General features: G+C 63.0%; 24 protein-coding genes. 14 read left to right on the forward strand and 10 right to left on the reverse strand.

Annotated elements, in window-relative coordinates:
- Positions 1–22: 22 nt before the first annotated feature.
- The 6 genes from IFT57_RS12980 (at position 23) to prpF (ending at position 8,008) form a co-directional block, all read left to right on the forward strand.
- Complete coding sequence (locus tag IFT57_RS12980) at positions 23–1,099, forward strand: alkene reductase (RefSeq protein ID WP_192151658.1); 1,077 nt, start codon at positions 23–25, stop codon at positions 1,097–1,099.
- Between the two features lie 130 nt (positions 1,100–1,229).
- Complete coding sequence (locus tag IFT57_RS12985) at positions 1,230–1,982, forward strand: GntR family transcriptional regulator (protein WP_244657305.1); 753 nt, start codon at positions 1,230–1,232, stop codon at positions 1,980–1,982.
- A complete protein-coding gene (gene prpB / locus IFT57_RS12990) occupies positions 1,979–2,866 on the forward strand; it encodes a methylisocitrate lyase (protein WP_192049208.1) in 888 nt (295 codons plus the stop codon). Before IFT57_RS12985 ends, prpB begins: the two co-directional genes overlap by 4 nt.
- A gap of 41 nt (positions 2,867–2,907) precedes the next feature.
- Positions 2,908–4,035, forward strand: coding sequence for a bifunctional 2-methylcitrate synthase/citrate synthase (gene prpC / locus IFT57_RS12995; RefSeq protein ID WP_192151659.1), 1,128 nt, complete (start codon positions 2,908–2,910; stop codon positions 4,033–4,035).
- Positions 4,036–4,197: 162 nt separating this feature from the next.
- A complete protein-coding gene (gene acnD, locus IFT57_RS13000; RefSeq protein WP_192151660.1) occupies positions 4,198–6,813 on the forward strand; it encodes a Fe/S-dependent 2-methylisocitrate dehydratase AcnD in 2,616 nt (871 codons plus the stop codon).
- A gap of 10 nt (positions 6,814–6,823) precedes the next feature.
- On the forward strand, positions 6,824–8,008 hold the full coding sequence (gene prpF / locus IFT57_RS13005) for a 2-methylaconitate cis-trans isomerase PrpF (protein WP_192151661.1): 1,185 nt from the start codon (positions 6,824–6,826) through the stop codon (positions 8,006–8,008).
- Between the two features lie 17 nt (positions 8,009–8,025).
- On the opposite strand, the gene IFT57_RS13010 is transcribed toward prpF, so the two are convergent.
- From IFT57_RS13010 to IFT57_RS13020, 3 genes are read right to left on the reverse strand one after another with little or no spacing between them, the layout of a single operon-like run.
- Entirely contained in the window at positions 8,026–8,724 is a 699-nt protein-coding gene (locus tag IFT57_RS13010) for a dihydrofolate reductase family protein (RefSeq protein ID WP_192151662.1), read from the reverse strand.
- Positions 8,725–8,781: 57 nt separating this feature from the next.
- Positions 8,782–9,285, reverse strand: a complete 504-nt coding sequence (locus tag IFT57_RS13015) for a GNAT family N-acetyltransferase (RefSeq protein WP_192151663.1) — start codon at positions 9,283–9,285, stop codon at positions 8,782–8,784.
- 45 nt (positions 9,286–9,330) lie between these two features.
- Positions 9,331–10,116 carry a sulfite exporter TauE/SafE family protein gene (locus IFT57_RS13020; protein ID WP_122477789.1) on the reverse strand — a complete coding sequence of 262 codons (786 nt, stop codon included), beginning with the start codon at positions 10,114–10,116 and terminating at the stop codon, positions 9,331–9,333.
- A gap of 269 nt (positions 10,117–10,385) precedes the next feature.
- Between IFT57_RS13020 and IFT57_RS13025 the strand changes: the two genes are divergently transcribed.
- The 4 genes from IFT57_RS13025 to IFT57_RS13040 all read left to right on the forward strand — a co-directional run bounded on the left by IFT57_RS13025 (position 10,386) and on the right by IFT57_RS13040 (position 14,035).
- Entirely contained in the window at positions 10,386–11,108 is a 723-nt protein-coding gene (locus IFT57_RS13025) for a pirin family protein (protein ID WP_122797019.1), read from the forward strand.
- Between the two features lie 163 nt (positions 11,109–11,271).
- A complete protein-coding gene (gene moaA, locus IFT57_RS13030) occupies positions 11,272–12,276 on the forward strand; it encodes a GTP 3',8-cyclase MoaA (RefSeq protein WP_192151664.1) in 1,005 nt (334 codons plus the stop codon).
- A gap of 185 nt (positions 12,277–12,461) precedes the next feature.
- Positions 12,462–13,643, forward strand: coding sequence for an acetyl-CoA C-acetyltransferase (locus IFT57_RS13035; RefSeq protein WP_192151665.1), 1,182 nt, complete (start codon positions 12,462–12,464; stop codon positions 13,641–13,643).
- 89 nt (positions 13,644–13,732) lie between these two features.
- Positions 13,733–14,035 (forward strand): RcnB family protein, encoded by a 303-nt coding sequence (locus IFT57_RS13040; protein ID WP_192151666.1) that lies wholly within the window; start codon positions 13,733–13,735, stop codon positions 14,033–14,035.
- Between the two features lie 43 nt (positions 14,036–14,078).
- Here IFT57_RS13040 and cysG read toward each other — a convergent pair whose 3' ends face one another.
- From cysG to IFT57_RS13070, 6 genes are read right to left on the reverse strand one after another with little or no spacing between them, the layout of a single operon-like run.
- Positions 14,079–15,470: a siroheme synthase CysG gene (gene cysG, locus IFT57_RS13045; protein ID WP_122715539.1), complete on the reverse strand. Its 1,392-nt coding sequence runs from the start codon at positions 15,468–15,470 to the stop codon at positions 14,079–14,081.
- Complete coding sequence (gene serS, locus IFT57_RS13050) at positions 15,471–16,751, reverse strand: serine--tRNA ligase (RefSeq protein ID WP_122715540.1); 1,281 nt, start codon at positions 16,749–16,751, stop codon at positions 15,471–15,473.
- A gap of 26 nt (positions 16,752–16,777) precedes the next feature.
- The gene (gene crcB, locus IFT57_RS13055; RefSeq protein WP_122715541.1) at positions 16,778–17,152 is read right to left on the reverse strand and encodes a fluoride efflux transporter CrcB; all 375 of its coding nucleotides are present in this window, start codon (positions 17,150–17,152) and stop codon (positions 16,778–16,780) included.
- Positions 17,149–18,474, reverse strand: a complete 1,326-nt coding sequence (locus IFT57_RS13060; protein ID WP_122797023.1) for a replication-associated recombination protein A — start codon at positions 18,472–18,474, stop codon at positions 17,149–17,151. The genes crcB and IFT57_RS13060 overlap by 4 nt, the downstream gene beginning before the upstream one ends.
- Before the next feature lie 21 nt (positions 18,475–18,495).
- Entirely contained in the window at positions 18,496–19,119 is a 624-nt protein-coding gene (lolA, locus tag IFT57_RS13065; RefSeq protein WP_122797024.1) for an outer membrane lipoprotein chaperone LolA, read from the reverse strand.
- Positions 19,120–19,156: 37 nt separating this feature from the next.
- Positions 19,157–21,637: a DNA translocase FtsK gene (locus tag IFT57_RS13070; RefSeq protein ID WP_244657306.1), complete on the reverse strand. Its 2,481-nt coding sequence runs from the start codon at positions 21,635–21,637 to the stop codon at positions 19,157–19,159.
- On the opposite strand from IFT57_RS13070, the gene IFT57_RS26995 reads away from it, so the two are divergent.
- From IFT57_RS26995 to infA, 4 genes are all read left to right on the forward strand, one after another.
- Positions 21,616–22,047, forward strand: coding sequence for a hypothetical protein (locus IFT57_RS26995; RefSeq protein WP_244657347.1), 432 nt, complete (start codon positions 21,616–21,618; stop codon positions 22,045–22,047). The genes IFT57_RS13070 and IFT57_RS26995 overlap by 22 nt on opposite strands.
- Positions 22,041–22,721: a leucyl/phenylalanyl-tRNA--protein transferase gene (gene aat, locus IFT57_RS13075; RefSeq protein ID WP_192151668.1), complete on the forward strand. Its 681-nt coding sequence runs from the start codon at positions 22,041–22,043 to the stop codon at positions 22,719–22,721. Before IFT57_RS26995 ends, aat begins: the two co-directional genes overlap by 7 nt.
- Before the next feature lie 58 nt (positions 22,722–22,779).
- A complete protein-coding gene (locus IFT57_RS13080) occupies positions 22,780–23,487 on the forward strand; it encodes an arginyltransferase (protein ID WP_122715546.1) in 708 nt (235 codons plus the stop codon).
- Positions 23,488–23,586: 99 nt separating this feature from the next.
- Positions 23,587–23,805: a translation initiation factor IF-1 gene (infA, locus tag IFT57_RS13085; protein WP_002553999.1), complete on the forward strand. Its 219-nt coding sequence runs from the start codon at positions 23,587–23,589 to the stop codon at positions 23,803–23,805.
- 141 nt (positions 23,806–23,946) lie between these two features.
- On the opposite strand, the gene clpA is transcribed toward infA, so the two are convergent.
- On the reverse strand, positions 23,947–26,217 hold the full coding sequence (gene clpA / locus IFT57_RS13090) for an ATP-dependent Clp protease ATP-binding subunit ClpA (protein WP_122477768.1): 2,271 nt from the start codon (positions 26,215–26,217) through the stop codon (positions 23,947–23,949).
- Between the last annotated feature and the right edge of the window lie 8 nt (positions 26,218–26,225).

Here is a 26,225-nt window from a genome sequence, read left to right on the forward strand (position 1 = left end):
ACCCACAGACCAGGGAGACCAGATGCCTTCTTTATTCGACCCGATCCAGGTTGGCGCGCAGAAGCTGCCCCATCGCATCCTGATGGCGCCGCTGACCCGCGGCCGTGCCACGCGCAACCATGTACCCACCGATCTGATGATCGAGTACTACACCCAGCGCGCGAGCGCCGGGTTGATCATCACCGAAGCCACCGGCATCACTCAGGAAGGCCTGGGCTGGCCCTACGCGCCCGGCATCTGGAGCGACGAGCAGGTCGAGGGCTGGAAGAAGATCACCGCTGCGGTGCATGAGGCCGGTGGCCGCATCGACCTGCAACTGTGGCACATGGGCCGGATCGTTCACCCAAGCTTCCTCGGCGGCGCGCAGCCGGTTTCCTCGTCGGCGACCACTGCGCCAGGTCAGACCCACACCTACGATGGCAAGCAGCCCTATGTGCAAGCGCGTCCGTTGGGGATCCACGAGATTCCACGGTTGCTGGACGATTACGAGCATGCCGCGAAAAACGCCATGCGTGCCGGTTTCGATGGCGTGCAGATCCACGCGGCCAACGGTTACCTGATCGATCAGTTCCTGCGCGACAACAGCAATTTCCGCGAGGACGCCTACGGCGGCTCGGTGGAAAACCGCATCCGTCTGTTGACCGAGGTCACACAGCGGGTTGTCGACACCATTGGTGCCGAGCGCACCGGCGTGCGCCTGTCGCCCAACGGCGATTCGCAGGGGGTCAACGACAGCGATCCGGAAACCCTGTTCTCGGCTGCGGCCGCGGCGTTGGACAAGATCGGCATTGCCTACCTTGAACTGCGTGAGCCACCGTTCGACGGTACCTTCGGCAAGGCCGACCGCCCGCCCGTGCATCCGGTCATCCGCAAGGCCTTCAGCCGCACGTTGGTGCTCAACTCCGATTACACCCATGAGAAAGCGCAGGCCGCGCTGGACGCAGGTGAAGCTGACGCCATTGCCTTCGGGCGCCCGTTCCTGGCCAACCCCGATCTACCCCATCGGTTCGCCGAAGGCTTGCCGCTGAACAAGGATGTAATGGAAACCTGGTACAGCCAGGGGCCCGAAGGCTATGTGGACTACCCCACAGCCGAGTGATAGCAGCACGGTATCGGGGGCCAGCGCCCCCGATCACTTCAACAGATTGTCGACACTTGACCTAGCGCGTATTGACTAGCTGCTTTAACAGGGCTATTTTTTGGTCACTACCTGCCCAGGTGTCGACAATATGTCTTCCGCTCCCGTTTCATTGCACGTCCTGCCCAACGATGACGCCTCGCTCGTTTCCAGTGTTCCGGGTGAAACCGAGACGCTGTCGGAAAACGTCTTCCGTCGTATCCAGGCGGCCATCGTCAATGGCGAAATTGCCCCTGGCAGCAAGATTTCCGAGCCCGAACTGGCACGCACCTACGGCATCAGTCGCGGTCCCCTGCGTGAAGCCATCCATCGGCTGGAAGGCCAGCGCCTGCTGGTGCGCATCCCACACGTGGGCGCACGGGTGGTGTCGCTCAATCACGCCGAACTCATCGAACTCTACGAAATCCGCGAATCGCTCGAAGGCATGGCCTGCCGGCTCGCGGCCACGCGCATGAGCCAGGTACAGATCGACGAACTGCGCGAGGTGCTGGCCACCCATGAGCGCGATGCCGCCTTCCAGGCCGGCGTCGGCTACTACCAGCAGGAGGGCGATTTCGACTTCCACTACCGGATCATCCAGGGCAGCGGCAACAGCACGCTGGTGCAGATGCTGTGTGACGACCTCTACCAGTTGGTGCGCATGTACCGGATCCAGTTCTCGGCCACGCCCAACCGCCCCCATCAGGCCTTTGCCGAACACCACCGTATCCTCGACGCCATCGCCGAGCGTGATGGCGAACTGGCCGAGTTGCTCATGCGTAGGCACATTGCTGCGTCCAAGCGCAACATCGAGCGCCATTACCTGGAACCCAACCACAACAACACCCCAGGAGCCCAACCATGAATCAGCCGTCCCGCCCCGGCCAACGCTTCCGCCAGGCACTCGCCGAAGAGTCACCCCTGCAGGTAGTCGGCACCATCAACGCCAATCACGCACTGCTCGCGCAGCGGGCTGGCTTCAAGGCCATCTACCTGTCCGGAGGCGGCGTCGCGGCGGGCTCACTGGGCCTGCCCGACCTAGGCATCACCGGACTGGACGATGTACTGACGGATGTGCGCCGCATCACCGACGTCTGCGAACTGCCGTTGCTGGTCGATGTCGACACCGGTTTCGGCTCGTCGGCGTTCAACGTCGCGCGCACCGTCAAGTCGATGATCAAGTTTGGCGCGGCGGCCATGCACATCGAGGACCAGGTGGGCGCCAAGCGCTGCGGCCATCGGCCGAACAAGGAAATCGTTTCGCAGCAGGAGATGGTCGATCGCATCAAGGCGGCCGTGGACGCCCGCACCGACGACAGCTTCGTGATCATGGCGCGCACCGACGCCTTGGCGGTGGAAGGCCTGGAGTCTGCCCTGGATCGCGCCGCCGCCTGCATCGAGGCGGGTGCGGACATGATCTTTCCCGAAGCCATCACCGAATTGCAGATGTACCAGCTGTTCGCCAGCCGAGTGAAAGCGCCGATTCTGGCCAACATCACCGAGTTCGGCGCCACACCGCTGTTCACCACCGAGCAGTTGGGTGGCGTTGGCGTCGGCCTGGTGCTTTACCCACTGTCGGCATTCCGCGCCATGAACAAGGCGGCCGAGAACGTCTACACCGCGATACGCCGCGACGGCACTCAGCAGAATGTCATCGACACCATGCAGACTCGCATGGAGCTGTACGAGGCAATCGACTACCACGACTTCGAGCGCAAACTGGACGCACTGTTTGCGCAGAAAAAGTGACTACTGCATTCCAATAAAAAATCCAAGATCGGAGAAAACCCATGGCCGAAGCAAAAGTACTCAGTGGCGCTGGCCTGCGTGGCCAGGTGGCCGGACAGACCGCCCTGTCGACCGTCGGCATGCCCGGTGCCGGGCTGACCTATCGTGGCTATGATGTGCGCGAACTGGCCGAACACGCCCTGTTCGAAGAAGTCGCCTACCTGCTTCTCCACGGCGAGCTGCCCACGCCTGCCGAATTGGCTGCCTACCAAGGCAAGCTGCGCAGCCTGCGCGACCTGCCGCAGCCGCTGAAGGAAGTGCTCGAACGCATTCCGTCGAGCACTCATCCGATGGACGTAATGCGCACCGGTTGCTCGTTCCTTGGCACCCTGGAGCCGGAGCGCAACTTCGACCAGCAGGAACACGTAAGCGACCGTCTGCTGGCGGCGTTCCCGGCGATGATGTGCTACTGGTACCGCTACAGCCACCATGGCGTGCGCATCAGTTGCAGCAGCGACGAGCAGACGTTCGCCGGGCACTTCCTGTACCTGCTGCATGGCAAGTCGCCGAGTGAATTGCACAGCAAGGTGATGGACGTTTCGTTGATTCTCTACGCCGAGCACGAATTCAACGCCTCGACCTTCACCGCCCGCGTCTGCGCATCGACCTTGTCGGACATGTATTCATGCGTGACCGCTGCCATCGGCTCCTTGCGCGGCCCCCTGCACGGCGGTGCCAACGAAGCCGCCATGGCGATGATCCAGAAGTTCGCCTCGCCCGAAGAAGCGATGCGCGGCACTTTGGCCATGCTGGAACGCAAGGACAAGATCATGGGTTTCGGCCATGCCGTGTACAAGGACAACGATCCGCGCAACGAGGTGATCAAGGGCTGGGCCAAGAAGCTGAGCGAAGAAGCCGGCGACAAGGTGCTCTACCCGGTGTCCGAGGCCATCGACAAGACCATGTGGGAGCAGAAGAAGCTGTTTCCCAACGCCGACTTCTACCATGCCTCGGCGTACCACTTCATGGGCATCGCCACCGAACTGTTCACGCCCATCTTCGTTTGCTCGCGAGTGACGGGCTGGGCGGCGCATGTGTTCGAACAGCGGGCCAACAACCGGATCATCCGGCCCAGCGCGGAGTATGTCGGCGTGGAACAGCGCGCATTCGTGCCCCTGGATCGTCGCTGACCTGGCGGGCCTCTTCGCGGGTAGATGGCTGGCCGTCCGCCCCGCTCCCACAATCCTCCGAATCTGGAGCTGGGTTTTATGTGGGAGCGGGTTCTACCCGCGAAGGCCGCCCAGCCGAACTTTTGCCATGCCTGACCATGCCGTGCACCGTGAGCCGACCTGATGAACACACAATACCGCAAGTCCCTGCCGAACTCGCCACTGGACTATTACGACGCCCGAGAAGCCGTCGAAGCCCTCCAGCCAGGCGCTTACGCCACCCTGCCCTACACCTCCCGCGTACTCGCCGAAAACCTGGTGCGACGCTGCGACCCGATCACCCTGGACGCCTCGCTGCGCCAGCTGATCGAGCGCAAGCGCGATCTGGACTTTCCCTGGTACCCGGCGCGAGTGGTGTGCCATGACATCCTCGGCCAGACCGCGCTGGTCGACCTCGCCGGCCTGCGCGACGCCATTGCCTCCCAGGGCGGCGACCCGGCGCTGGTCAACCCGGTAGTGCCGACCCAATTGATCGTCGATCACTCGCTGGCGGTGGAAAGCGCCGGCTTCGACCCCCAGGCGTTCGAAAAGAACCGCGCCATCGAAGACCGTCGCAACGAAGACCGCTTCCATTTCATCGACTGGACGCGCAAGGCCTTCAAGAACGTCGACGTCATTCCACCGGGCAACGGCATCATGCACCAGATCAACCTGGAGAAGATGTCGCCGGTCATTCAGGTTCGCGAAGGCGTGGCCTTCCCTGACACCTGTGTCGGTACCGACAGCCACACGCCCCACGTCGACGCGCTGGGGGTGGTTGCCATCGGCGTCGGCGGCCTCGAAGCCGAAAGCGTCATGCTCGGTCGCGCCTCGTGGATGCGCCTGCCCGAGATCGTCGGGGTCGAACTGACCGGGCAATTGCAACCCGGCATCACTGCCACCGACATGGTGCTGGCCCTGACCCAATACCTGCGCCAGCAGAAGGTCGTCGGAGCCTATTTGGAATTCTTCGGCGAAGGCGCACGCGAACTGACGCTGGGCGACCGCGCCACCATCTCCAACATGGCCCCGGAATACGGTGCCACGGCGGCGATGTTCGCCATCGACCAGCAGACCATCGACTACCTGCGCCTCACCGGTCGCGAAGAGCAGCAAGTGCAGCTGGTCGAGGACTACGCGCGTCTCACCGGCCTGTGGGCCGACAGCCTGGGAGCCGCCGTCTATGAACGCGACCTGAGCTTCGATCTGTCGGGCGTGGTGCGCAACATGGCCGGCCCGAGCAACCCCCACGCGCGGGTGGCGACCAGCGACCTGGCCGCCCAAGGCATCGCCGGCCCCTGGACCGACGTGCCAGGGCAGATGCCGGACGGCGCGGTGATCATCGCCGCCATCACCAGTTGCACCAACACCAGCAACCCACGCAACGTGATCGCCGCCGGCCTCTTGGCGCGCAACGCCAGCCGCCTGGGCCTGATCCGCAAGCCCTGGGTGAAGTCATCCCTGGCACCGGGCTCGAAAACCGTGGCGCTGTACCTGGACGAAGCCGGGCTGACCAAGGAACTGGAAACCCTGGGCTTCGGCATCGTCGCGTTCGCCTGCACCACTTGCAACGGCATGTCCGGCGCGCTAGACCCGGTGATCCAGCAAGAGATCGTCGAACGCGACCTGTATGCCACGGCGGTGCTCTCGGGCAACCGCAACTTCGACGGGCGCATCCACCCGTATGCCCGTCAGGCGTTCCTCGCCTCACCGCCTTTGGTAGTCGCCTATGCCATCGCCGGCACCATCCGCTTCGACATCGAGAAAGACGTGCTCGGCTACGATCAGCAGGGCCAACCCATTCGGCTCAAGGACATCTGGCCCAGTGACGAAGAAGTCAATGCCGTGGTCAAGTCGTCGGTGAAACCGGAGCAGTTCCGCCAGGTGTACATCCCCATGTTCGCCATTCACGAAGACACCGGACCGAAAGTCGCGCCGCTCTACGACTGGCGCCCGGCGAGCACCTACATCCGCCGTCCACCCTACTGGGAAGGCGCCCTGGCCGGCGAGCGCACGCTCAAGGGCATGCGCCCCCTGGCCGTGCTGCCGGACAACATCACCACCGATCACTTGTCGCCGTCCAACGCGATCATGCTCGACAGCGCTGCGGGCGAATACCTGGCCAAAATGGGCCTGCCCGAAGAAGACTTCAATTCCTACGCCACCCACCGCGGCGATCACCTGACCGCCCAACGCGCGACGTTCGCCAACCCCAAGCTGTTCAATGAAATGGTGATGGAAAACGGCAAGGTCCGCCAAGGCTCGCTGACCCGCCTGGAACCCGAAGGCCAGGTGATGCGCATGTGGGAAGCGATCGAAACCTACATGCTGCGCAAGCAGCCGCTGATCATCATTGCCGGGGCCGACTACGGCCAGGGTTCCTCGCGCGACTGGGCGGCCAAAGGCGTACGCCTGGCCGGGGTCGAGGCGATTGCAGCGGAGGGCTTCGAGCGCATCCACCGGACCAATCTGGTGGGCATGGGCGTGCTGCCGCTGCAGTTCGCCGCCGGTACCGACCGCAAGACCCTGGGTATCGACGGCACCGAAGTGTTCGATGTCATTGGCCGACTGACGCCCCAGGCGCAGCTGACGCTGATCATCGAGCGGCGCAATGGCGAGCGCCTGGAGGTGCCGGTGACCTGCCGACTGGACACTGCCGAAGAGGTCTCGATCTACGAAGCCGGTGGTGTGCTGCAGCGCTTCGCCCAGGATTTCCTGCAGGCCACCACGCCCGCTCCCCATGCCGCCGGCGCTCACTGAGGACAGCTCCATGACGCAGATTCGCATTCCCGCCACCTACATGCGCGGCGGCACCAGCAAGGGCGTGTTCTTCAACCTCGCCGACCTGCCCGAGCCGGCGCGCCAGCCAGGGCCGCTGCGTGACGCCCTGCTGCTGCGGGTGATCGGCAGCCCGGACCCGTACGGCAAGCAGATCGACGGCATGGGTGGCGCCACTTCGAGCACCAGCAAGACGGTGATCGTCAGCCCAAGCAGCCAGCCGGGGCATGACGTCGACTATCTGTTCGGCCAGGTATCCATCGACAGCGCGTTTGTCGACTGGAGCGGCAACTGCGGCAACCTGTCCGCGGCGGTCGGCCCCTTTGCCATCAGCAATGGCCTGCTCGATCCTTCCCGCGTTCCCCACGACGGCATCGCCGTGGTTCGCGTGTGGCAGGCCAACATCGGCAAGACGATCATCGCCCATGTGCCCATGAGCGGCGGTGTGGTGCAGGAAACCGGTGACTTCGAACTCGACGGCGTGACGTTTCCGGCCGCCGAAGTGCAACTGGAGTTTCTCGATCCGGCTGCCGAAGCCGAGGGCGCGGCAGGTGCGATGTTCCCCACCGGCAACCTTGTCGACACGCTGGACGTGCCCGGCGTAGGTCGTTTCGAGGCGACCCTGATCAACGCGGGTATTCCGACCATCTTCATCGATGCTGCCGCGCTGGGTTACAGCGGCTGCGAATTGCAGGAGGCGATCAACGGGGACTCGCAGGCGCTGGCCCGCTTCGAAACCATCCGCGCCCACGGCGCGTTGCGCATGGGTCTGATCAGCCGCCTGGAAGACGCGCAGACGCGCCAGCACACGCCCAAGGTCGCTTTCGTCGCGCCACCGGCCGATTACCTCGCGTCCAGCGGCAAACCCGTAGCGGCCGCTGATATTGACCTGAGCGTGCGCGCCATGTCGATGGGCAAGCTGCACCACGCCATGATGGGCACCGCGGCGGTGGCCATCGGTACCGCCGCGGCCATCCCCGGCACCGTGGTCAACCGCGCGGCCGGGGGCGGCGTGCGCAGTACGGTGTGTTTCGGCCATCCCTCGGGCACCTTGCGTGTCGGCGCCCAGTCGGACGAAGTCGCGGGCCAGTGGCAAGTGACCAAGGCGATCATGAGCCGCAGCGCGCGAGTCCTGATGGAAGGCTGGGTACGCGTGCCCGAGCAGACCCTGGCTTAGCTTCGCGCGTCTGGCCTTCAGCCCGGCAGTGCTTGCTGCCGGTAGCGCAGCCACACCGCACCGCCCTCCTGCACTTCGGCACTGTCCAGGGACAGGTAGGTTGGCTGTTGCCACTGCTCGGCGTCGATCTCGAACGACGCCGGATGCTCGCCGCGGCCGTCTACCAAGGGCAGCAGCAGGACACTGATTTCATCGACCAGCCCTGCATTCACGAACGAGCCACTGACGTGCGGCCCGCCTTCGACGATCAGGCGTTTGATCCCCAATTCACGGCCGAGAATGTCCAGCACTCGATGCAGGTCGAGGGTGTCCTGGCCGCCAAAAATGTAGGACACCTGGATCGATTGCAGGTAAGCCAGGTAGTCGTCGCTGACGCCTTCGGTCAGCACTTCGACGATGTGCGAGTCCAGCGCCGTGTTGGATTTCCAACCGACCTTGCCCTTCGGATCGATGGAAATGGCATAGGCGCTCGCCGCGCGATCGGCAAAGTACGGGGTACGCGCAATCGGCCCGGTGGCCAGGCCGGACGGATAACCCTCGTCGTGGGCGATCTCCTGCATGGTCACCCGGCCACAGGCCCAGGCATCGAACTCGAACTGCTTGGCCAGCCGCTCGTACAGCTCACCTGCGGCGTTCTTGAACGGCCGCGCCCAGCCGTCGGTGAGGGCATGACCATCGACGGAGGACATCATGTGGCAGATCACGTAGGGCTTCATTGGGCGCTCCAAGGCTTTCGGTATGTCTATCACCGACCGGCGCCCTTGGCCGTTGGTTCAGCCTGAAGCGGCGCAGCGCATGTGGGTCGTCTGCCACACGGGATCGGACTCGACGTCGAGCACCTCGAACCCCTGTTTCTGCCAGAACGCGATGGCTCCGGGAAGGAACGGGTGAGTATGCAGGTACAGGGTTCGCACACCCGCCGCACGCGCCTGCGCAAGCAGCGCTGCATACAGCGCCTTGGCCACGCCGGCGCCACGGCAGCTGGGCGAAACGAACAATCGGACGACCTCGACGGTGGCCTCGCGCGGCAGCTGCAGCTGATTGAAGCGCTGGTCGTAGGGCAGGTAACCGATGCTGCCAACGATCTGGCCCGCCTGCCAGGCCAGCAGGAAACAGCCTTGGGCGGGGCCCAGGTAAACCTCGGTAAAACGCGCCAGGTCATCCGGCATCTGCGTGGCATCCAGTTGCGGAAAGATCGAGGCCCGCGCAGCCATGACGTAATCGAGGGTCGTAGCGACCTGATTCGATTGCACGGGGCGAATGTCAACTGCGTTCATGGAATCTGCTCCGCACATGAGATAACCCGCGCCGGTATGAGGGGCTCAGAAAGCAAGCTTGAAACCGATCAGCAGCAGCATCACCGCCAGGCAAGGCCGCAGGATGTCGTCCGACACTCGCCCGGACAGATGACTGCCCAGCCAGATGCCTGGCAACGAGCCAAGCAGCAAGTGGCCGAGCAGCGACCAGTCCATGTTGCCCATACTGGCGTGGCCCATGCCCGCCACCAGGGTCAGGGGCACGGCGTGGGCGATCTCGGTGCCGACCAGGCGCCGCGTCGCCAGGAACGGGTACAGCAGGAACAGGGCCACGGTGCCCAGTGCACCGGCGCCGATGGACGTGAGCGAAACCATCACACCAAGGACTACGCCAGTGATCACCGTCAAGCCGTTGAGGGTGCTGGCGCTGAGGTTGTAGCGGTCGCCGGCATGGCGGCTGGCAAAGGCCTGCAGGCGCTTCTTGAAGAGGATGGCGAACGCGGTCAGGAACAGCACCGCAGCCAATGCCTGCTTGATTACCGCGCCCATGGCCTGCGGTTCGGCATCCAGGCTTTTCAGATACCAGAGCACCAGCGCCGCCGCGGGCACGCTGCCCAGCGCCAGCCAGCCGGTAATCTTCCAGTCGATGTTCTTGTTGCGGCCATGCACCCAGACGCCACTGGCCTTGGTAATGGCGGCGTACAGCAGGTCGGTGCCAACGGCAGTGGCCGGATTGATCCCGAACCAGAGCAGGATAGGCGTCATCAGCGAGCCGCCGCCTACACCCGTCATGCCGACGATGAAACCGACCACCAGCCCGGCCACGGTGAAACCCCAGGTACCTACGTCCATTCTTACGTCCTACACATCAGATTCAGCATCGCGGGAGCGGTAGCCGGGCGGCAGGATAACAATTTCTGATATAGCCAATTATAACTATGCAGCATTAGCTTATAACCATCACATGATCATACGGAGCAAACGCGACACCCCAAGATTGTCAACCTGAGAGCGACAGTCCTGCGCTCTCGGGGCGATTTATCCCGGCGCTGCGAACGCATAATCTTTACCCATCGCACAGCATCTCCAACGCTGCGCCCCACCAGAATCGGGAGAACACCATGCTCGCACTTCGCAAAGCTTCGGACCGCGGTCTCGCCAACCATGGCTGGCTGCAATCCTTCCATACCTTTTCCTTCGGCCATTACCGTGATCCGCAGGAGCAGGGCTTCTCCGATCTGTTGGTGATCAACGACGACCGCGTCAGCGCCGGCAAGGGTTTCGGTCAGCATCCGCACCGCGACATGGAGATCTTCTCCTACGTGCTGCAAGGCGCACTGGCGCACAAGGACACCCTGGGCACCGGCTCGGTCATTCGCCCGGGCGACGTGCAGCTGATGAGCGCAGGCCACGGGGTGGCCCACAGCGAGTTCAACCACAGCGATGTCGATTCCGTGCACTTCCTGCAGATCTGGATCGTGCCCGCGCAAGCAGGCGCCGAGCCTCGCTACCAGCAGGAGCATTTCTCGGCCGAGCAGAAACGCGGCCGCCTGCAACTGATCATCTCGCCCGATGGCGCGCAAGGTTCGCTTGAAGTGCGCCAGGATGCGCGGGTCTACGCCGGACTGTTCGACGGCGCGGAACAGGCCACGCTGACGCTGGCGGACAACCGTTACGCCTATGTGCACGTCGCCACGGGCAGCGTCGAACTCAACGGCCAGCGTCTGAATGAAGGGGATGGCGTGCGCCTGCGCGAGGAAACCGTGTTGCAGTTGGCCAACGGAGTGGATGCTGAGGTGTTGGTGTTCGACTTGCGTCCCAACGAGTTGCCACAGATGCCTTGACCCGGCTATGCACCGGGGACCGATCAATCCTGTCGATGACTGCATTGAAAAAAGCGATTGGCTTGACCCCGGTGTGGCGCGTACCTTCAAGGTCTGCATTTTTTTTGCAACGCCTGCATGGCGTTGGCAGTCGAAATGGTCATGCCCTTTACTGGTACCCCCGATGCACACCCCTGAGCGCACCCTGCACGATGGCTACGCCCGCAAAGTCGATTACCTGAGGTTGTCGGTTACCGATCGCTGCGATTTCCGCTGCGTGTATTGCATGGCCGAAGACATGACGTTTCTGCCGCGCCAGCAGATCCTCAGCCTCGAGGAACTCGAGCAGGTGGCCGCAAGCTTCGTCGCCCTGGGGACGCGCAAGATCCGCCTGACCGGCGGTGAACCCCTGGTGCGCTCGGGCATCGTTGACCTGTGCCGCCGCATCGCCGCCCTGCCCGGCCTGCAGGAACTGTGCATGACCACCAATGGCTCGCGACTGGAAACCTTGGCCCAGCCGTTGTTCGACGCCGGCGTCAAGCGCCTGAACATCAGCCTGGACAGCCTCGATCCAGCGCGCTTTCGCGAGCTCACCCGCACCGGCGACCTGAACAAGGTGATTGCCGGCATCGACGCCGCGAACGCGGCCGGATTTCACCATACCAAGCTCAACTGCGTGGTCATGCAGGGTCGCAATGATGACGAAGTCGTCGACCTGGTGACCTTTGCCATCGACCGCGGCCTGGACATTTCCTTCATCGAGGAGATGCCCCTGGGGGCCATCAGCGAGCACAGCCGCGCCGAAGCGTTCTACTCGAGTGATCAGGTGCGCGCGCGCATCGCCGAGCGTTACGAGCTGTTGCCCTCTACCGACTCCACCCAGGGCCCATCGCGCTACTGGCGCATCCCCCAGGCCCCGGGCACGCGCATCGGTTTCATTTCCCCCCATAGCCACAACTTCTGTGCGACCTGCAACCGCGTGCGCCTCACCGTCGAAGGGCGCCTTCTGCTGTGCCTGGGCAACGAGCATTCGGCGGACCTCAAGCAAGTCCTGCGTGATCATCCCGGCCAGCCGGAAGTGCTCGAACAGGCCATCATCCAAGCCATGCAGCTCAAGCCGTGGAGCCACAACTTCCGTCTCGACGACGACGTGCAGGTGGTGCGTTTCATGAACATGACCGGCGGCTGATCGCGGGCGCCGGTGTTCTGCATTGTTCTGCTTTTTTTATGAACCCGTTTGAAAATGCAATTTATCAAATCAGTGCACAGGGCTGACAATCACTCTGTGCCGTCGCTGTGTCTCCGGTACGTCAAGCGGTGCCATCCGCTTCCTACAAGAACAAGGCCACCGGCCGCCCTACCGAGGACTCCTTCATGCAAGACGTCGTTATCGTTGCCGCCACACGCACTGCCGTCGGCAGTTTCCAGGGTTCACTGGCGAGCGTACCCGCCGTCGAGCTGGGCGCTGCGGTGATTCGCCGACTGATCGCACAGACCAGTCTTGATCCCGCACAGATCGACGAAGTCATTCTCGGGCAGGTACTTACCGCAGGCGCGGGGCAAAACCCTGCGCGCCAGGCGGCGATGTTTGCCGGCCTGCCCAGCGCCGTGCCGGCCATGACCTTGAACAAGGTCTGCGGTTCGGGGCTCAAGGCCGTGCACCTGGCCGCCCAGGCCATCCGCTGCGGCGACGCCGAGGTGATCATCGCCGGCGGCATGGAAAACATGAGCCTGGCGCCCTATCTACTGCCGGGCGCACGTACCGGTCTGCGCATGGGCAATGCCGCGCTGGTCGACAGCATGATCAAGGATGGCCTGTGGGATGTCTTCAACGACTATCACATGGGCATTACCGCAGAAAACCTGGCCGAACAGTACGGCATCAGCCGCGAGGCGCAGGATGCGTTCGCCGCGCAGTCTCAGCAAAAAGCCGTGGCAGCCATCGAAGCGGGTCGTTTCGTCGATGAAATCACCCCCATTGCCGTGCCCCAGCGCAAAGGCGAACCCGTGCAGTTCGCGGTAGACGAGCAGCCCCGTGCCGACACCACGGCGCAAAGCCTGGGCAAGCTCAAGCCGGCCTTCAAAGCCGAGGGCAGCGTTACTGCTGGCAATGCGTCGTCGCTCAACGATGGCGCTGCGGCCGTGCTGCTCATGAGTGCGAGCAAGGCCCAGGCGTTGGGCCTGCCGGTGCTGGCGCGCATTGCAGCCTATGCCAATGCCGGTGTGGATCCGGCGGTGATGGGCATCGCGCCGGTGTCGGCGACCCGTCGCTGCTTGGAGAAGGCCGGCTGGAGCCTGGAGCAACTGGACCTGATCGAAGCCAACGAGGCCTTCGCAGCACAAGCGCTGTCGGTTGGCCAAGTGCTGGGCTGGGACGCCGACAAGGTCAACGTCAACGGCGGCGCCATTGCCTTGGGCCACCCCATCGGCGCTTCCGGCTGCCGGGTACTGGTCACGTTGCTGCACGAAATGCTGCGTCGAGATGCCAGCAAGGGTTTGGCCACCCTGTGCATCGGCGGTGGGCAAGGTGTAGCCCTGGCTCTGGCGCGAGACTGACCCGGCAGCAGGCAACGCGCACTGGCCAGCGTGTAGTGAATGGATGGAGAATGGTAGGCTCAGCCCACGGTATTGTTCAGGAGTTACCCATGAGCCGCATGCTGTTCGCTTCGCTGTGCGTCACCGGCGCGCTACTGTCGGCCGCATCGCCCGCCACGTTCGCCATCGAAGTATTCCGCCCGCCCGGCAACGGCACCGAACTGGTGTCCCTGGGCAAGGGCGACCGCGTTCCGGCAGCCTATGCCCAACCCGATTCAGCTTTCACCGGGTGGAAATCCTCCGGGCTCAAGCAACCCGACCCGGACAGCCAGTGGGTGCAGATCGGCGACAACTTCGTACTGGTCCGACGCAGCAACGCGGTGATTCAGGACATCCAGCCCATTCCCAAGTAACGGCTGTCGCCTGTCAGCGACACCCGGCGCCGGCCTGTGCTCGTCAGCGATACTGCGCGCCGTCGAACCAGGCCAGTTTCTCGCGCAGCACCACCACTTCGCCAACGATGACCAGCGTAGGTGCATGTACTTCATGCTCGGCGACCATCCGCGGCAAGTCCGCCAGGGTGCCGGTGAACACCCGCTGGTTCACCGTGGTGCCCTGCTGGATCAACGCCGCCGGTGTATCCGCGGCGCGCCCGTGGCGAATCAACTCTTCACAGATGATCGGCAGGCCGATCAGGCCCATGTAGAACACCAGGGTCTGCCCTGGAGACACCAGATCGTGCCACGGCAGATCACTGGTGTTGTTCTTCAAGTGCCCGGTAACGAAACGCACCGACTGCGCGTAGTCGCGGTGGGTCAGTGGAATGCCGGCATACGCCGCACAGCCGCTGGCTGCAGTGATGCCCGGTACCACCTGGAACGGGATGCCATGGGCCGCCAATTCCTCGATCTCTTCGCCGCCCCGGCCGAAGATGAACGGATCGCCGCCCTTGAGACGCAGCACGCGCTTGCCCTGCTTGGCCAAGGCCACCAATTGCTGGTTGATCTGGTCTTGCGGCAAGGCATGCTCGGCGCGACGCTTGCCGACATACACCCGTTCGGCGTCCCGGCGGCACAGGTCGAGGATGGCCGGTGCGACCAAACGGTCGTACAGCACCACATCGGCCTGCTGCATCAAGCGCAGGGCGCGGAAGGTCAGCAGGTCCGGGTCACCGGGGCCGGCACCCACCAGGTAGACTTCACCAGGGGCATGGGGCGGCGCGCCGTCCACCTTGGCCTGAAGCATGCGCTCGGCCTCGGCGCCCTGCCCGGCCAACTGGCGATCGGCGATCGGGCCCTGAAACACTTCTTCCCAGAACGCGCGGCGCTGAGTGACATCCGGGTACAGCGCTTTCACCTTCTGCCGAAAGCGCGCCGCCAGACCGGCCAGCTCGCCGTAGGTGGATGGAATCCAGGTTTCCAGCTTGGCGCGGATCAGCCGTGCCAGGACCGGGGCGTCGCCGCCACTGGACACCGCCACCACCAAGGGTGAGCGGTCGACGATGGCCGGAAAGATCACCGTACACAGTGCTGGCGCATCCACCACGTTGACCGGCACACAGCGCGCGCGGGCATCGGCCGACACCTGGGCGTTGAGCGGTTCGTCATCGGTCGCGGCGATCACCAGCACGCAGCCGTCCAGATCGCTGCTCAGGTAACCCCGGTCGAGCATCTGCCCGCCGCTGCCGCGCACCAGATCGGCAAGCTGCGGGTCGATGCTCGGAGCGACCACGCGCAACACCGCGCCAGCCTCGGCCAGCAGGCGCGATTTGCGCAGGGCGATCTCGCCCCCGCCTACCACCAGCACCTGGCTGTCGCGCAATTTGTGGAACAGCGGCAGAAACTCCATTTAGCCGATGACCTCGAGGCCGCCCATATAGGGCTTGAGTACTTCGGGCACGCGGATGCTGCCGTCGGCCTGCTGGTAGTTCTCCAGCACGGCCACCAAGGTGCGACCGACGGCCAGGCCCGAGCCGTTCAAGGTATGCACCAGTTCGGGTTTGCCTGTCTCTGGGTTACGGAAGCGGGCCTGCATGCGCCGCGCCTGGAAATCCCCGGTGTTGGAACACGAGGAAATCTCGCGGTACTTGTCCTGGCTCGGCACCCAGACTTCCAGGTCGTAGGTTTTCACCGCGCTGAAGCCCATGTCGCCGGTGCACAAGGCCAGTACGCGGTACGGCAGCTCCAGCGCCTGCAGGATGCGCTCGGCGTTGGCAGTCAGGCTTTCCAGAGCCTCCATGGACTTGGAAGGTTCGACCACCTGGACCATCTCGACCTTGTCGAACTGGTGCTGGCGGATCATGCCACGCGTATCGCGCCCGGACGCACCGGCTTCGCTGCGGAAGCACGGCGTGTGGGCAACGAACTTGAGGGGCAGCAGCTTGGCATCGAGGATTTCCCCGGCCACGATGTTGGTCAGCGAGACTTCGGCCGTGGGGATCAGATACAGATCGGCTTCACCTTCACGGCTGATCTTGAACAGGTCTTCTTCGAACTTGGGCAACTGACCGGTGCCCTGCAAGGCTGGCGCCTGTACCAGGTACGGGGTGTAGGCTTCTTCGTAGCCATGTTCGCTGACGTGCAGGTTGATCATGAACTGCGCCAGTGCGCGATGCAGGCGGGCAATCGGCCCACGCATGATGGCAAAGCGTGCGCCGGACAGCTTGGCGGCCGTCTCGAAATCCAGGCCGCCCGACTTGCCACCCAAGGCAACATGATCCTGCACCGGAAAGTCGAACGTGGTGGGCGTTCCCCAGCGGCGGACCTCGACGTTGCCGTCTTCGTCCTCGCCGACCGGCACCGATTCGTGGGGCAGGTTGGGAATGCCCAGCGCAATACCGTCGAGCTCGCCCTGTAGCTGTTCCAGCTCCGACTTGCCACGACCCAGTTCCTCGGCAATGGACTCGACCTGCGCTTTCAGCGCGTCGACATCGCCGCCACTTTTCATCACCTGGCCAATCGACTTGGACAGCGCATTGCGCTCGGCCTGCAGTTGTTCGGTGCGGGTCTGCACGGTCTTGCGCTGGGCCTCCAGCGCCTCGAGGCGTGCCACATCCAGGACATAGCCACGGCTGGCAAGGCGATCCGCTACGTCCTGAAGCTGGCTACGTAACAGTTTGGAATCGAGCATGTCGGTCTCTCGTTTATCAGTATTGGTCAGATTTTAGTCAGTGCCAGGCCGGCCCAGGTGGCCAACAGGCCGCCGAATACGCTCACGGCGCAGTAGCCCATGGCAACCAGTCCCTGGCCGCTTTCGAGCAAGCGAACGGTGTCCAGCGAAAATGACGAGAAGGTGGTCAGGCCACCCACGAATCCCACCATCAATCCCGAACGGATCTCGACCGGAATGTCCGGGCGAATCATGAATAGCCCATACAGGTAGCCAATGATCAGGCACCCGATGATATTGACGGCCAGCGTACCGGTATAGAACAGACGTGGCCAGTTCGCATTGATGTAGGTCGCAGTGAACAGGCGCAGCAGTGTGCCGATCACCCCACCCAGGGATACCGCGACGATGGTCGGGATCACGCCTTTCTCCGCCGCCATGGACTGCTGTCGTCCAGACTGGCGAGGTGCTTGAGTTTTTCGCCTATTTTCAGTTCCAGGCCGCGCGGCACAGGACGATAGTAGTGACGTGGGCTCAGTTGCTCGGGGAAGTAGTCTTCACCGGCCGCATAGGCGTCGGGTTCATCGTGGGCATAGCGGTACTCGTCGCCATAGCCCAGCTGCTTCATCAGTTTGGTCGGGGCGTTGCGCAAATGCAGCGGCACTTCCAGCGAGCCATGCTCGGCCGCCTCGCGCATCGCCGCCTTGAAGCCCATGTACACGGCATTGCTCTTGGGTGCGCACGCCAGGTAAACGATGGCCTGGGCCACCGCCAGTTCACCTTCGGGGCTGCCCAGACGCTCCTGCACATCCCACGCCGACAGGCACAGCGGCAGCGCGCGGGGGTCGGCGTTGCCGATGTCCTCGCTGGCCATGCGCACCACCCGCCGGGCCAGATAGAGCGGGTCGCAACCGCCGTCGAGCATCCGTGCGAACCAGTACAGCGACGCATCCGGATCGGAGCCGCGCACCGATTTGTGCAAGGCCGATATCTGGTCGTAGAACGCCTCGCCGCCCTTGTCGAAGCGTCGACGGGTATCGCCCAGCAGGCTCTGCAACAGCTCAGTGCCTATTTCATCGCCGTCTTCGGCAAGGTCGGAGGCATTCTCCAGCAGGTTGAGAATCCTGCGTCCGTCACCGTCGGCGGCGGCCATGAGCATGGCGAAGGCTTCATCGCCCAGGCGCAGGCGGCGCTTGCCCAGGCCGCGCTCCTCGTTCAGCGCGCGGTCGACCAGACGCCGCAGCGCTGCTTCGTCGAGGCTTTTGAGCACGTACACCCGGGCCCGCGAAAGCAAGGCGTTGTTGAGTTCGAACGAAGGGTTTTCGGTGGTGGCGCCGATGAAAATCAGCGTGCCGTCTTCCACGTAGGGCAGGAACGCGTCCTGCTGAGACTTGTTGAAACGGTGCACTTCATCGACGAACAGAATCGTGCGACGGCCATACTGGCCCGCCTGCTGCTTGGCCACCTCGACCGCCTGGCGAATCTCCTTGACCCCGGCCAGCACCGCCGAAACGGTTTCGAAGTGAGCATCGGACACCTTCGCCAGCAGCCGTGCCAGGGTGGTCTTGCCCACGCCCGGTGGCCCCCAGAAGATCATCGAGTGCAGGGCGCCCTGCTCCAATGCCTCGCGCAGCGGCTTGCCGCGGGCAAGCAGATGCTCCTGGCCGACGTATTCGTCCAGGTTGCTGGCCCGCAGGCGCGCGGCCAGCGGCTGGGCAATGGGATCACTGCGAAACAGGTCCATGGGGTGGCAATCGACCTCGAGTTATTCCTGGATCACGTCCGCCCCTTTGGGGATGTCGAACTTGAACTTGTTCGCGGCGATCGGCTCGTTGGCCTTGACGTTCATGAACAGGATATTGGTGCGTTGGCCAACGCTGTCGATCAGCTGCATGTCGTTGATCACACCCTTGCGGAACGATAGGCGCAACGAATCGAACAAGGTGTCGCGGGTCTTGGGCTTGAGCACGAAATCGATCACGTCGCCGGCTTCCTTGGCACTGATGTCGAAGCTCTGGCTGATCTTCGACACGTCACCGGACAACAGCAGCGCCGGGGTCTGGGTCAAGCGCTGGTCGAGGGTCTTGATGGTGACCTGCTCCAGGTCCGGGTCCCACAGCGAAACCTTCTTGCCGTCGGAAACCATCAGTTGCTCCTGCGGCGCGTCGGTGTGCCAATTGAACAGGCCAGGGCGCTGCAGGGCCATCTGCCCGGCGGTTTCCTGCAACTGGGTACCGCTGCCGTCCAGGGTCAGCTGGGAAAAACGCGCGGTCAGCGTCTGGGATTTCTCCAGCAGTTGCGTCAGGCGCGCCACGTCCTTGTCGTCGGCGTGAACCGACAGGCTGGACAAGGCCAGGGCAGAAACCAACAGCATGCGAATCAGGCGCATGGGAATCCTCGTTCTAGGGTAAGGCGCGAGCGTTGCATCAGTCGCGCATCGGGCCCGGCGCGATCACTTCGCGCGAGCCATTGGTGTTCATGGGCGTAACCACACCGGCCATTTCCATGGACTCGATCATGCGCGCCGCGCGGTTGTAGCCGATCTTGAGCTTGCGCTGTACCGCAGAGATGGATGCACGACGGCTTTCCAGCACGAAGTTGACTGCCTCGTCGTAGAGTGCATCGCTTTCGCTATCGTCGCCATCGCCACCGCCACTGCTGCCCTCGAAGCCACTGCCGGCTTCCTCGACGCCCGCCAGAATGTCTTCGTTGTAGTCGGGCACGCCACGCTGCTTCCACGCCTCGACCACGCGATGCACCTCTTCGTCGGACACGAAGGCGCCGTGCACACGAATCGGCAGGCTGGTGCCAGGCGGCATGTAGAGCATGTCACCGTGACCCAGCAACTGTTCGGCGCCGCCCTGGTCGATGATCGTGCGCGAGTCGATCTTGCTCGATACCTGGAATGCCATGCGCGTGGGGATGTTGGCCTTGATCAAACCGGTGATGACGTCCACCGAAGGTCGCTGGGTGGCGAGGATCAGGTGGATACCGGCGGCACGAGCCTTCTGCGCGATACGTGCAATGAGCTCTTCGACCTTCTTGCCGACGATCATCATCATGTCGGCGAATTCGTCCACGACCACCACGATGGTCGGCAGGGTCTTGAGCAGTGGCGCCTCGTCGTGAATGCTCTCGCGCTTGTACAGCGGGTCGCCCAGTGGCGTTCCGGCCTCCTCGGCGTCCTTGATCTTGCGGTTGAAGCCCGCCAGGTTACGCACGCCCATGGCCGCCATCAGCTTGTAGCGACGCTCCATCTCGGCAACGCTCCAGCGCAGCGCGTTGGCCGCATCCTTCATGTCGGTGACCACAGGGCAAAGCAGGTGCGGAATGCCCTCGTAGATCGACAATTCGAGCATCTTCGGGTCGATCATGATCAGCTTGGCGTCTTCCGGGCCCGACTTGAACAGGATCGACAGGATCATCGCGTTGACCCCCACCGACTTGCCGGAACCGGTGGTACCGGCCACCAGCAGGTGAGGCATCTTGGCCAGGTCGGTGATCACCGGCTTGCCGCCGATGTCGTGGCCCAGCGCCATTGTAACGGGCGACTTGGCCTCGTCGTACTGGGGCGAGGACAGCACTTCGGAGAAGCGCACGATCTGCCGGTCTTCGTTGGGAATCTCGATACCGACGGTGGTCTTGCCGGGAATGACTTCGACCACACGGACACTGAGCACCGCCAGCGAACGCGCCAGGTCCTTGGCCAGGTTGGAGATGCGGCTGACCTTGACGCCGGCCGCCGGCTGGATCTCGTAACGGGTGATCACCGGGCCGGGATGAATGGAATCGACGGTCACTTCCACGCCGAACTCCTTGAGTTTCACCTCCAGCAACTGGCCCACCGCCGCCAGCGACTCTGGCGAATAGTTGACCTTCTTCTCTTCGGCGGGATCGAGAATGGAAATCGGCGGCAAGGTGCCCTGCACGGCGCTGTCGACGAACAACGCCGCCTGCTTCTCCTTCTGCACCCGCGCGCTTTGCTCAGGCGGCTTGCCGCTCGGCGCACCCTGTGTGCTTTCCTCACTCAACGGCTTGATCGGTACCGCAGGCCGCAGGGGCTGAATGGCCGCGACCGGCGCCGCCATTGCAGCCGGCGCGATGGGTGCTACTGGACGGCTCTGCAGGGTCGGCTCCACCGGCGCCGGCCGCACCGGCCTGGGCTTGGCGATATCGCGCGGCTCGCTGACCCTGGGCGCAGCGTAGGCCGGTTCGTCCACTTCACGCAGCTGGGCAACCAGTTGCTTGCGTTCGGCACGCGCCGCCCACCAGCGGCTGGCCGAGCCCTGCATCAGCTCGAGCAGATCGAGGGTGATCTTGCCGGTCATGTCCATGACCTTGAACCAGGACAGGTCAGTGAACACGGTCAGGCCGAACAGAAACAGTGCGATGAACAACAGGGTGCTGCCCTGGATGTTCAAGGCGTTGAGCGCCAGGTTGCCCAGGCTCTGGCCCAGCGCGCCGCCGGCGGACGCCGGCAGGCTGCCGGCGGAATGGAAATGGATATGAGCCAGGGCCGCGCCGGAGAGAATCAGGAACACCAGCCCGATCAGGCGCCAGGAAAACAGCCAGCCACTCCACTGCCAGGGTTCGTGGCGCTGACGGAAGATCTGCCAGGTCTTGACTGCCAGCAGCAGGGGGAAGATGTAGGCGAAATAGCCCAGCACCATGAACAGAATGTCGGCGGCGAACGCACCGGCACGACCGGCAGCGTTCTGCACCTGGTCCATGTTGCTGCTGGTGTGGCTCCAGCCAGGATCGGTCTGGTCGTAGGTCAACAACGCCATCCACAGGTAAAGGCACAGCGCGCCCATGGCGATCAGTGCGCCTTCCTTGAGGCGATAATGCATCTGCTGGCGCCAGACAGGCACCGATACGGGAGCGGATGAGGCAGTGGATTTCTTCAAAACGCTTGATTTCCTGCGCCTGTCCGAGCGCGCAACTGATGAATGACAAAAATACAGCAAATGGCCACTATCGGTGGACAACGGGCCCTGCAAAGATCGCATTGTACGGGTTTGTCGGCAATTCGCGCATCTGCAATATAAGCGTCTGCCGCCTTGTGCCGTTCAGTACCGAACCGGAGGACGCACGAATACCAGTTCCGCAGTGCATTGCCTTATCCGACAAGACCTTACGAGCGGATCTTGAAGAACAGTGCCATGAGACTCCAGTTGTCCGGAAAAGTTACATGAAAGCTCGACTGCAGGCGGCCCGCAGCACGCCGACGCGCATTGGCGTGCCAACAGGTTCGTGGCAGGATGAGCTCATCGCCGCCGATACCACCCTCCCCTGCCGTAGCGAACAATCATGCTGACTTGGCTCAAACGAAACGAACTGGTCTTTCCTCCGCTGAGCAAGGCGATGCGCGAGCCCAATGGCCTGTTGGCTGCCGGTGGCGATCTGAGTCCCGAGCGCCTGGTGCAGGCCTACCGACACGGCTGCTTCCCCTGGTTTGAAAACGGTCAGCCGATTCTCTGGTGGTCGCCGGATCCACGTACCGTGCTGATGCCCGCCGAACTGCATGTGTCACGCAGCCTGCGCAAGGTGCTGCGCCAGCAACGCTTCAGGGTGACCTTCGATCAGGATTTTGCGGCTGTCATCTCTGCCTGCGCCGGGCCGCGCGACTACACCGACGGCACCTGGATAACCGGCGACATGCAACGCGCCTACCTCACCCTGCACGAGCAAGGCCACGCGCACTCGGTCGAGGTGTGGGACGGCGAGACACTGGTGGGTGGCCTCTACGGCCTGGCCATGGGCAAACTGTTTTTCGGCGAATCCATGTTCAGCCGTGCCGACAATGCCTCCAAGGTTGGCTTCGTGACCCTGGTCGAGCATCTGCAGCAGGCCGGCTTCGTGCTGATCGACTGCCAGATGCCCACCGAGCACTTGCACAGCCTGGGCGCGAGAAGCATCCCCCGAGACCAGTTCGCCGGTTACCTGAGCCAATACCTCGACCAGCCCAACAGCGCGACATGGCAGCGCTAGGCGAGTTATCCGGCACTGGCTTACACTTGATGCAATGGTTTCATTCCGAGGGTTCATCATGACTGAGTTGGCGCGCTTGAAGTTCTATGCCACTCAACCCCATTCGTGCAGCTACCTGCCCGACGAGCAAGCCACGACCTTGTTTCTCGACCCGAGCCAGCCGATGGACGTCAACGTCTACGCCGACCTTTCGGAGATGGGGTTCCGACGCAGCGGTGACCACCTTTACCGACCGCACTGCCAGCGTTGCAACGCCTGTGTGCCGGCACGCATTCCCACGGCAGGCTTCACTCCCTCGCGCCAGCAGAAACGCATCGTCAAGCGCAATCACGACGTTCAGGTGACGAGCGCAACCCCCCGCTTCAGCGAGGAGTATTTCGACCTGTACCAGCGCTACATCGAACAGCGTCACGCCGATGGCGACATGTTCCCGCCCAGCCGTGATCAGTTTTCGACGTTTCTGGTCCGAGACCTGCCGTTTTCGCGCTTCTACGAATTCCGCCTGGAAGGCAGGCTGCTCGCGGTGGCCGTGACAGACCTGCTGCCCAACGGGCTGTCTGCCGTGTATACCTTCTACGAGCCGACCGAAGAGCGTCGCAGCCTGGGGCGTTTGGCTATCCTCTGGCAGATCGAGGAAGCGCGGCGATTGAATCTGGATGCGGTCTATCTGGGTTACTGGATCAAGAACTGCCAAAAGATGAATTACAAGACCCAATATCGACCGATCGAGCTGCTTATCAACCAGAGATGGGTAACACTTAACTGAACCCCTTGGCTTGAGCCCCCTTTTTCGGGCACAATGCACGCCGCTTTTGCCTGGCGCAGTTGCACCGGGCCATCAACTGGATACCGAGGGTTTTACTGCATGTCGAAAGAAGACAGCTTCGAAATGGAAGGCACTGTCGTCGACACCCTGCCCAACACCATGTTTCGCGTGGAGTTGGAAAACGGGCACGTCGTAACCGCGCATATCTCCGGCAAGATGCGCAAGAACTACATTCGTATTCTGACCGGTGACAAGGTGCGTGTGGAACTGACGCCCTATGATTTGAGCAAAGGGCGCATCACTTACCGCGCTCGCTGAACCGAGACACATGAAAACGCCCGGCATTGCCGGGCGTTTTTGTGTGCGTGGGATTTGGACACGAAAAGCTGACGCGGCTTGCGCCGCTGCTACAGGGGTTACACAAACCTCTGTAGCAGCGGCGCAAGCCGCGTCGAGCCGTTACGCCATCTCAGCCGTGGTTTCGAAATCGAAGGTCAGCTCGCCGTCCTTGATGTCGATGTGGACCACCCCGCCATGCTCGGCCAACTCGCCGAACAGGATCTCTTCCGCCAACGGCCGCTTGATCTTGTCCTGGATCAGGCGCGCCATGGGACGTGCACCCATCTGCACGTCGTAGCCGCTTGCCGCCAGCCAGCCGCGTGCGGCATCGGTGACTTCAAGCTGCACACGCTTGTCTTCCAGTTGCGCCTGCAGTTCGGTGAGGAACTTGTCGACCACGCTCTTGATGACTTCGTGGCTCAGGCGACCGAACTGGATGATGGTGTCCAGGCGGTTGCGGAATTCCGGCGTGAAGCTCTTCTTGATCACTTCCATGGCGTCGGACGAGTGGTCCTGATGGGTAAACCCGATCGAGGCCCGCGCAGCGGTTTCGGCACCGGCGTTGGTGGTCATGATGAGAATCACGTTGCGGAAATCCGCCTTGCGTCCGTTGTTGTCGGTCAGGGTGCCGTGATCCATGACCTGCAGCAGCAGGTTGAAGACCTCGGGGTGAGCCTTTTCGATTTCATCGAGCAGCAGAACGCAATGCGGCTGCTTGGTGATCGCTTCGGTCAACAGACCGCCCTGGTCGAACCCGACATAACCCGGCGGCGCACCGATCAGACGCGATACGGTGTGACGCTCCATGTACTCGGACATGTCGAAACGCACCAGCTCCACGCCGAGGGCCTTGGCCAGCTGGCGCGCAGCCTCGGTCTTGCCGACACCGGTAGGGCCGGCGAACAGGAACGAACCCACCGGCTTGTCCGGCGCCTTCAACCCGGCACGCGACAGCTTGATGGCCGTGGCCAGCGAATCGATGGCAGCGTCCTGGCCAAATACAGTGAGCTTGAGATCACGCTCCAGGTTACGCAGCAGCTCCTTGTCGGAACTGGTGACATGCTTAGGCGGAATCCGCGCGATCTTGGCCACGATGTCTTCGACCTGAGGCACTTCGATACGCTTGACTCGATTGGCTTCAGGCTGCAGGCGCTGGTAGGCACCGGCCTCGTCGATGACGTCGATGGCCTTGTCGGGCATGTGGCGGTCATTGATGTAACGAGACGCCAACTCGGCGGCCGCACGCAGTGCTTCATCACTGTATTCGATGTTGTGATGCTGCTCGAACCGCCCCTTGAGGCCACGCAGGATACCGATGGTGTCTTCCACCGAAGGCTCGGACACGTCGACTTTCTGGAAGCGGCGTGCCAGGGCGCGGTCTTTCTCGAAGATGCCGCGGAATTCCTGGAAAGTGGTCGAACCGATGCAGCGGATGTCGCCGGAGGACAGCAGCGGTTTGAGCAGGTTGGACGCATCCATTACCCCGCCCGAAGCGGCACCTGCACCGATGATGGTGTGGATCTCGTCGATGAACAGGATCGCTTGCGGTCGTTTCTTCAACTCGCCGAGCAGCGCCTTGAAGCGCTTCTCGAAATCGCCGCGATACTTGGTACCGGCAAGCAATGCGCCCAGGTCGAGCGAATACACGACACTGTTGGCGAGCAGATCGGGTACCTGGCTGTCGACGATGCGCTTGGCCAGACCTTCGGCGATGGCTGTCTTGCCCACGCCTGCCTCGCCCACCAGCAACGGGTTGTTCTTGCGGCGACGGGCAAGAATCTGCGCGACGCGCTCGACTTCGCTCTCGCGACCGACCAATGGATCGATGCGGCCTTGGCGGGCAAGCTCGTTGAGATTGCTGGCATAGGCGTCCAGCGGGTTGCTTGAGGAAGACGTATCACCCCCTTCTTCGTCCTGCATCTCCTGCTCGCCTTCGGAACTGTCACCGTGGCCAGGGACCTTGGAAATGCCATGGGCGATGTAGTTGACCACATCGATTCGCGCCACGCTCTGCTGCTTGAGCAGGAACACGGCCTGGCTTTCCTGCTCGCTGAAGATCGCCACCAGCACATTGGCCCCGGTGACTTCTCGCTTGCCCGAACTTTGTACATGGAACACGGCGCGCTGCAGTACCCGCTGGAAGCCCAGGGTTGGCTGGGTCTCACGGTCCTCGTCATGCACGGGGATCAACGGCGTGGTGGAGTCGATGAACTCCTGCAGGTCGTGTTTGAGCTTTTCAAGATTGGCGCCGCACGCGCGCAATACGGTGGCGGCTGCCTCGTTGTCCAATAGCGCCAGAAGAAGGTGCTCCACGGTCATGAACTCATGACGCTTGGAGCGCGCTTCCTTGAAGGCAAGATTGAGCGTGACTTCGAGCTCGCGGTTTAACATAGCTTCAC

The sequence above is a fragment of the Pseudomonas sp. CFBP 13719 genome (assembly GCF_014842095.1).
Lineage (GTDB): Bacteria > Pseudomonadota > Gammaproteobacteria > Pseudomonadales > Pseudomonadaceae > Aquipseudomonas.